A 6,898-nucleotide genomic window follows, 5' to 3' on the forward strand; every position below is an offset into this window, starting at 1 on the left:
CACTAGGCGGTACCCGAAGTGACATGCAACGTTGTCCTTCGGTAATATCGCGCCGTCCGGGGCCGATCCGGCTAGTGTCGGCCCGACCCCGGGCTCGCGTGTCGTCCGGCGATCCGGGCGCGTGAACGCGCGGCCGGAGGCCGCTCGGAGATCGTGTAGTACCTGTTCTAGTTTTGCGTCCCGCGACGCGGTTCGCGAAGGGGCGGCCGGCGCGGTTCCCGACCGAGTTCGGTCCCGTGGACGGGCGGCGGATCCGATCTCGCGGTCCACTGAATTCCCAGTTCGAACCCCGATTTTCCGCTCGACGCGAGCGCCGCCGGTCCGGTCGGTGCGGCGGGGCTCCCGCCCGCAGAGGTAGCCGTGTCACGCCGCGCCGCAGTGGTCTTTGACACGTGAACACGTTCTAGTTAGTATGACGCGGGTCACAAGCTGACCCCTCGCCGGCCTCGGCCGGCGAGCGAACCAACGGAGGAGGAGACGGTGGTAGACCTCCTCGAGGTACCGCTCCGCGCGGTCGGTGGATTCTTCGCGATGACGGGCGAGACCGCCCGGGCCGTGTTCTCCCGGCCCTTCCAGCGACGCGAGTTCGTCGATCAGGCATGGTTCGTCGCGCGGGTCTCCCTCGTGCCGACGGTCCTCGTCGCGGTGCCGTTCACCGTCCTGGTCAGCTTCACCCTCAACATCCTGCTGCGCGAGATCGGTGCCGCCGACCTCAGCGGCGCCGGCGCCGCACTCGGCGCGGTCACCCAGGTCGGCCCGATGGTCACCGTGCTCATCGTCGCCGGTGCCGGCGCCACCGCCATTTGCGCGGACCTCGCCGCCCGCACCATCCGAGAGGAGATCGACGCGATGCGCGTGCTCGGCATCAACCCGATCCACCGCCTCGTCGTGCCCCGGGTCCTCGCGTCCACCGTCGTGGCGCTGCTGCTCAACGGGCTGGTGTGCACCATCGGCATCCTGGGCGGCTTCGCGTTCTCCGTCTTCCTCCAGGACGTGAACCCCGGCGCCTTCGTCAACGGCATCACCCTGCTCACCGGCTTCGGCGAACTCGTGATCTCCCAGGTCAAGGCCGGCCTGTTCGGCATGATCGCCGGCCTCGTCGCCGCCTACCTCGGCCTCAACGTCAAGGGTGGCGCCAAGAGCGTCGGCGACGCCGTCAACCAGACGGTCGTGTTCGCCTTCATGGCATTGTTCGTGGTCAACCTTCTCGTCACCGCCGTCGGCATCAAGCTGACGGGCGGGTGACCGGCACGGCGGTGATGTAGATGGCAGTGATCTCCTGGCGCTTCCCCCGCGTGCGGCGCCGTGTCGCCCGCGCCTCCGACTCCGTGGACCGGCTCGGCGAGCAGGCGCTCTTCTTCGGCAAGGCGCTCGGATACGCCCCGCGCGCGATCACGCACTACCCGAAGGAGACGGTCCGGCTGATCGCCGAGATCAGCATGGGCACCGGTGCGCTCGCCGTGATCGGCGGAACGGTCGTCATCGTCGGCTTCCTGACCCTGTTCACCGGCGGGATCATCGCCGTGCAGGGCTTCAGTTCCCTCGGCAACATCGGCGTCGAGGCGCTCACGGGCTTCTTCGCCGCCTTCATCAACGTCCGCATCGCGGCGCCCACCATCGCGGGCATCGGCCTGGCCGCCACCATCGGCGCCGGTTCGACCGCCCAGCTCGGCGCCATGCGGGTCTCGGAGGAGATCGACGCGCTCGAGGTCATGGCGATCCCGTCGATCCCGTATCTCGTGAGCACCCGCGTGATGGCGGGGATGATCGCGATCGTCCCGCTGTATTCGCTGGCGGTGATCGCCTCGTTCATCGCCAGCCGCTTCGCGACCGTCGTGCTCTACGGCCAGTCCGCGGGCGTGTACGACCACTACTTCGACACGTTCCTCATCCCCACCGACATCCTGTGGTCGTTCGTGCAGGCCATCGTCATGGCGGTCGCCGTCATGCTGATCCACACCTACTACGGCTTCAACGCCGGTGGCGGCCCGGTCGGTGTCGGCGTCGCCGTCGGCAACGCCGTGCGCGCATCCCTGATCGCCGTGGTGACCGTGACCCTGCTCATCTCGCTCGCGGTGTACGGGGCGACCGGCAACTTCAACCTGTCGGGATAGGCGCATGGACACACCTTCCTGGAAGAAGAAACTCGCGGCCCTCGGTCTCGTCGGGGGACTCACCGTCGCCGTCGCGCTGGCGCTGCTGATGTTCGCCGGTGCCTTCACCGCCACCACCCCGGTCACGGTCACCTCGGCGCGGTCCGGCCTGGTGCTGGAGCCCGACGCGAAGGTCAAGCTCCGCGGTGTCGAGGTGGGCCGGGTCCGGTCCGTCGAGCACACCCCTGACGGCGCGCTGCTGCAGCTCGCGATGGATCCCGGCCAGCTGCACCTGGTGCCGTCCAACGTGCGCGTGGCCATCGAGTCCACCACCGTGTTCGGCGCGAAGTTCGTCAATCTGCTCATGCCGGACGATCCGTCGCCGGTGCCGCTCCAGGAGGGCGCGATCATCGCGGCCGAGAACGTCACCGTCGAGTTCAACACGGTCTTCCAGCACCTGTCCGACGTGCTCGCGCAGGTCCAGCCGGAGAAGCTCAACGCCACCCTCGGGGCGATCTCCGAGGCCCTCAACGGTCGCGGCGACACCCTCGGCGCCACCCTCGTCGAGGCCGACGACTATCTCGCGACGATGAATCCCTCGCTGCCGCAACTGCAGTACGACCTCGCCGTGGCCGCCGACGTCACCAACCTGTACGCCGACGTCGCGCCCGACGTGATGAACCTGCTCGACAACGCCACCTCGATCGGCAACACCGTCGTCGACGAGCAGGCCAACCTGGACCTGATGCTGATGAACGTCACCGGCCTGGCGAACACCGGTCGCGACGTCCTCGGCGAGAACGAGGCGCAGCTGACCTCGGCGCTGGACCTGCTGACGGAGACCACGACGCTGCTCGGCGAGTACTCGCCGGAGCTGACGTGCTTCATCATCGGGCTCAACGACGCGCGAATCGCCTTCGAGCCCATGGCCGGAACCGGCAAGTACCCGGCCCTGATGCTGAGCACGAACTTCCTGGGCGGCGCCACCATGTACGACCACGAGAAGGACCTGCCGGTGGTGGGCGCGACGGGTGGGCCGAACTGCCACGGGCTGCCGGCCTTCGATCCCAAGCGCGACGGCCACGCCCCCTTCGTCGTCGCCGACACCCATCCCGTGCCGTTCCACCCGAACACCGAGACGTGGGTGCGGTACCCGACGATCTTCGGTTTCCTGTTCGGCGACATGCTCCCGGGAGGCGAGTGAGATGCCGGAGTCGCAGAGGCGGACGTGGACGCGCCCGGTGGGCCGGGCGCCGCGGGGGAGCGGGGTGATCCGGTGAGGGCCACCACGGTCAAGTTCCTCGCGTTCACCGTCGTGATGGTGCTGATCTTCGCGGCACTCGCGATCGTGTTCAGCCAGGTGCGGTTCACCGGCACGCAGACCTATCACGCGACGTTCACCGACGTGTCCGGGCTGCAGGCCGGCGACAAGGTCCGCATCGCCGGGGTGCCCGTCGGGTCGGTCGACAGCGTCGACATCGGTCGCGGCAACCAGGCCGAGGTGTCCTTCGACGTCGACGCCGAGCACACGCTGCTGGCGAGCACCAAGGCCACGGTGCGGTACGAGAACCTGGTGGGCGACCGCTACCTCGAGCTGCTCGAGGGACCGGGTACCGGCGAGACGCTGCCGGCCGGCGGCACGATCCCGGTGGCGCAGACGGAACCCGCGCTCGACCTCGACCTGCTGCTCGGCGGATTCAAGCCGCTGTTGCAGGGCCTCGACCCGCAGCAGGTCAACGACCTGTCCGGCGCGCTGCTCCAGGTCTTCCAGGGGCAGGGCGGCACCCTGGTGTCGCTGCTGGGCAACACCAACTCGTTCACGAACTCCCTCGCCGACCGGGACCGGCTGATCGGCGACGTCATCGACAACCTCAACGCCGTCCTCGCCACCATCGACGAGAACGACCAGCAGTTCACCGAGACCGTCGACCGGTTGCAGACCCTGGTGAGCGGGCTCGCGCAGGACCGCGACCCGATCGGCACCGCCATCCCGCGGATCGCGGCCGGCACCGGGGATCTCGCCTCGCTGCTGCAGAACAACCGGCCGGACCTGCAGTCGGTGATCGCCGAGACCAACCGCACCATGACGCAGCTCGACCTCGGGCGCGACGACATCAACCGGACGCTCGAGCGGCTGCCGAACGACTACAAGAAGCTCATCCGGGTGGGGGTGTACGGCAACTTCTTCCAATTCTTCCTGTGTGCCAACACGTTCAAGTTCTCGGGACCGGACGGGACCACCATCCGTTTCACGTCGGCCGAGCAGACGACCGGAAGGTGCGCGAAGATCGAATGAGTCCGATCCGTGAACGCAATCCCGTGCAGGTCGGCATCGTCGGCCTGTCCGTCGCGGCCGCGACGGTGCTCGCCGGCCTGCAGTACGACCAGCTGCAGTTCCTCTCCGGCGGCCTGACCTACTCGGCGTACTTCGCCGACGCCGGCGGTCTCGTGCCCGGCGACACCGTCACCCTCGCCGGCGTCGACGTCGGCGAGGTCACCGACGTCCGCCTCGACGACCAGCAGGTTCTCGTCGCCTTCACCGTCCGCGACGGCATCGCGCTCGGCGAGGACACCGGGGCCGACATCAAGACGAACACGGTGCTCGGCCGCAAGTCCCTCGCGGTGCAGCCCTACGGTTCGGGGACGCTCGACCCGCGCGAGCCGATCCCGCTGGCGCGCACCGACTCCCCGTACTCGCTCACCGACGCTCTCGGCGACCTCACGACATCGGTGTCGGATCTCGACACGGAGCAGATCAACGACTCGCTCAACGCGCTGTCGGATTCGCTGCAGGACACCCCACCCGAGTTGCGCGGGGCGCTCGAGGGAATGACCAGGCTGTCCCGGTCCATCAACGCGCGCGACGAGTCGCTCGAGGACCTGCTGGCCCGCGCCGAATCGGTGACCGGCATCCTCGCCGAGCGCAGCGACCGGATCAACGCCCTCGTGGTGGACGCCAACGCCCTCTTCGGGGAGCTGAGCGTGCGCCGCGACGCGATCACCGAGCTGATCGCGAACATCTCCGCGGTCTCACGGCAGCTGTCGGCGCTGGTGCAGGAGAACCAGGCGCAGATGGCTCCCACCCTGGAGAAGCTCAACGCGGTGACCGCCAACCTGCAGGCGAACAAGGAGAACATCGCCGGCGCCCTCGACGGTCTCGGCCCGTACATCAGCGCGCTCGGCGAGTCCGTGGCGAGCGGTCCGTTCTTCAACGCGTACGTGTCGAACGTCCTGCCCGCGCCGTGGTGGAAGGCCTTGGTCGACAGCACGGTCGCCCCCGAGCTGCTGCAGCAGGACCTGCAGGACATCATTCCGAAGAACCCGCCGTCGATCACGAAGGATGGCGAATGAGCACCCACACCTTCGAGGCCCCCGGGGGGCGGCCCGGAAAGCGCCGCCGCCAGCTGATACCGGTGATCGCCGGTGTCGCGGTGGTGGCCCTGGCCCTCGTCGCATTCGCCGTGGTGCTGCCCGGCTGGGGGAAGCGCACGATCAACGCCGAATTCGTCTCCACGAGCGGCCTGTACGAGGGCGACGACGTGCGCGTGCTGGGCGTGAGCGTCGGCACGATCACCCGCATCGAGCCGGGCGACGACCTGGTGCGCGTGCAGATGCAGGTCGACGACTCCGTCGACATCCCGGCCGACGCCAAGGCCGTGATCATCGCGCAGAGCCTCGTGTCCGCGCGCTTCATCCAGCTGACCCCGGCGTACTCGGGCGGCCCGCAGTTCGCCGACGACGCGACGATCCCGGTCGAGCGCACCGCCTCGCCTGTCGAATGGGACCAGATCAAGACGGAACTGATGCGCCTGTCGGAGGCGCTGGGCCCCCAGGGCCTCGACCCCCAGGGCTCGCTCGGCCGCTTCATCGATACCGCCGCCGAGAACCTCGACGGCAACGGCCTGACCGTCCGTGCCACGCTGCGCGAACTGTCCGACACCATGCACACCCTGTCGGAGGGGCGCACCGACCTGTTCGGCACCGTCCGGAACCTGCAGGCGTTCGTGTCGGTGCTCTCGACCAGCAACGAGCAGATCGTCCAGCTCGGTGGCCGGCTGGCGTCGGTCTCGGACGTCCTCGCCCAGAGCTCGGGCCAGCTCGGCACCTCGCTCGCGGACCTCGACCTCGCGGTCGGCGACGTGCAGCGGTTCGTGCAGGACAACCGGGCAGCGCTGACCGAGTCGGTGCAGCGCCTCGCCGACGCCACCGAGGTGCTCGCACGCAAGCGGCCCGAGATCGAGCGGGTCCTGCACTCCGGCCCGACGGCGCTGGCGAACTTCTACGACATCTACAAGCCCGCCCAGGGCTCGCTCACCGGTGCGCTGGCGATCAGCAACCTCGCCAACCCCGTCGAGTTCATGTGCGGGTCCGTGGCCGCCGCGGCGAACGCCACCTCCGACCGCAGCGCGGAGCTGTGCCGCCAGCAGCTCGGGCCGGTCCTCCAGTCGCTGGCGATGAACTACCTGCCGATCATGACCAACCCCATCGCCGCGGTGGAGGCGTTCCCCGACCAGATCGTGTACACCGAACCGGGTCTCGAGGCGGAAGCCGAGGCGGCGGGCCGGGGCATCGCACCCGCGGACGCCACTCCGCCGCCGGCCGGGCCGCTCTCGGATCTGCCCACCGTGACGGTTCCCCCCGACCTCGGTGCGCTGTTGCAGCCGGGAGGAGGACGATGAGCACCCGAACCCGGCACACCCGCCCGGCACGGCGGTACGCCGCCGCCGCGATGGCGGTCGCGGCGTCCCTGACGTTGACCGGATGCGAATGGGAGGGGCTCAACTCCCTCGCCCTGCCCGGCACCG

Annotated in this window: 6 protein-coding genes and 1 pseudogene; all 7 read left to right on the plus strand. The window is 69.2% G+C overall.

Translation table 11 applies throughout. The features are described from left to right. Positions 1-480 precede the first annotated feature (480 nt). On the plus strand, positions 481-1,245 hold the full coding sequence (locus tag CQZ88_RS24855) for an ABC transporter permease (RefSeq protein WP_006937862.1): 765 nt from the start codon (positions 481-483) through the stop codon (positions 1,243-1,245). 20 nt (positions 1,246-1,265) lie between these two features. Continuing rightward, positions 1,266-2,114 carry an ABC transporter permease gene (locus CQZ88_RS24860; RefSeq protein ID WP_029541049.1) on the plus strand — a complete coding sequence of 283 codons (849 nt, stop codon included), beginning with the start codon at positions 1,266-1,268 and terminating at the stop codon, positions 2,112-2,114. Positions 2,115-2,118: 4 nt separating this feature from the next. Continuing rightward, entirely contained in the window at positions 2,119-3,297 is a 1,179-nt protein-coding gene (locus tag CQZ88_RS24865) for an MCE family protein (protein ID WP_006937867.1), read from the plus strand. A 72-nt stretch (positions 3,298-3,369) separates the two neighbouring features. Beyond that, positions 3,370-4,389: an MCE family protein gene (locus CQZ88_RS24870; RefSeq protein ID WP_006937869.1), complete on the plus strand. Its 1,020-nt coding sequence runs from the start codon at positions 3,370-3,372 to the stop codon at positions 4,387-4,389. Further along, the gene (locus CQZ88_RS24875; protein ID WP_006937871.1) at positions 4,386-5,444 is read left to right on the plus strand and encodes an MCE family protein; all 1,059 of its coding nucleotides are present in this window, start codon (positions 4,386-4,388) and stop codon (positions 5,442-5,444) included. Before CQZ88_RS24870 ends, CQZ88_RS24875 begins: the two co-directional genes overlap by 4 nt. Next, the gene (locus CQZ88_RS24880) at positions 5,441-6,772 is read left to right on the plus strand and encodes an MCE family protein (RefSeq protein WP_102800444.1); all 1,332 of its coding nucleotides are present in this window, start codon (positions 5,441-5,443) and stop codon (positions 6,770-6,772) included. The genes CQZ88_RS24875 and CQZ88_RS24880 overlap by 4 nt, the downstream gene beginning before the upstream one ends. Then, positions 6,769-6,898: pseudogene (locus tag CQZ88_RS31795) on the plus strand (mammalian cell entry protein); the annotation flags it as partial. The gene CQZ88_RS24880 and the pseudogene CQZ88_RS31795, both read left to right, overlap by 4 nt.

Origin of the sequence: Rhodococcus sp. ENV425, from assembly GCF_002887785.1 — a bacterium.
Classification (GTDB): Bacteria; Actinomycetota; Actinomycetes; order Mycobacteriales; family Mycobacteriaceae; genus Rhodococcus; species Rhodococcus aetherivorans.

Excerpts from the sequence above, each read along its gene's own strand:
- CQZ88_RS24860 (WP_029541049.1), top strand. The coding sequence starts at position 1,266 with ATGGCAGTGATCTCCTGGCGCTTCCCCCGCGTGCGGCGCCGTGTCGCC.
- CQZ88_RS24875 (WP_006937871.1), top strand. The coding sequence starts at position 4,386 with ATGAGTCCGATCCGTGAACGCAATCCCGTGCAGGTCGGCATCGTCGGC.
- CQZ88_RS24865 (WP_006937867.1), top strand. The coding sequence starts at position 2,119 with ATGGACACACCTTCCTGGAAGAAGAAACTCGCGGCCCTCGGTCTCGTC.
- CQZ88_RS24880 (WP_102800444.1), top strand. The coding sequence starts at position 5,441 with ATGAGCACCCACACCTTCGAGGCCCCCGGGGGGCGGCCCGGAAAGCGC.